This window comes from Streptomyces sparsogenes subsp. cuspidosporus (assembly GCF_039532705.1).
Lineage (GTDB): Bacteria > Actinomycetota > Actinomycetes > Streptomycetales > Streptomycetaceae > Streptomyces > Streptomyces sparsogenes.
On the sequence record NZ_BAAASD010000136.1, the window covers coordinates 1 to 825 of the forward strand.

Consider the following 825-nt stretch of genomic DNA (forward strand, 5'->3'; position numbering starts at 1 on the left):
GACGGGGACCTGGCCGCCGGTGACACCGGCGACGAAAAGCTGGACACGGTCCGCTACTTCTCACGCACGAACCCCGCCTCGCCGATCTACGGCAAGCCACGCGACAGCAGGGACGCGAAGGTCGCCGTCCAGTTCCTGACCTCCGCCGGCTTCGAGCAGGTGCCGCGCTTGACCGGCGGGGTGCTGCGTGGCCTGCCTGTCGACGTCGCCTCCCGGTCGGGGCAGCTGGATCTGATCGACGGACGGGACCGGTTCCGGGTCCCGATCACGCTGCCTGCGGTCATCGCCGACGGACCGTTCAACACGACCGACATGCCGACCAAACCCGGCCTTGAGGCGTCATGGGTCGTCTCGTACGTCCTCGCCCAATGCGGTTACCCGCTCAGCCCCCGGCCGCGCGCCGAGTGCCGCTTGTTCGCGCCGATGCACGGCAGCCTCACACCGTTCCTGCAAACCCCGTTCTCGGGGGCGCCGCAGGCGAAGTGGGAGCCGGACCCGGACGGTGTCGACCCCAGGCGGGTCAAGTTCACCGCCGACGCCCCGTTCTTCCTCGCCGTCGACCCGGCCGGCGGCTATGTGCAGACGAAACTGCCGGTCAACGCCGGCCCGGCGGAGTTGTGGGCGTCGAACGGCCGGGCGCAGAACATGCGCATCGAGATGTGGGTGAAGCGGACCGGGTCGGAGGCGGTCGTCGACATCGCGATCGCCGAGGTCTACAACGACGCCCTGCCCACCCAGTCCCGCGTGAAGTTCTTCGCCCGCCGGGACGGGTTCCTCGCAGTGCAGGTCCTCAACGGCGGCAGCTCCTACTTCCAGTTCTCCTCC

At 69.5% G+C, this 825-nt stretch carries 1 protein-coding gene; it reads left to right on the top strand.

What is annotated here, in order from left to right; genetic code table 11:
- Positions 1-825: hypothetical protein (locus tag ABFY07_RS42705; RefSeq protein WP_346179615.1), on the top strand; the 825-nt coding region annotated here is incomplete at both ends.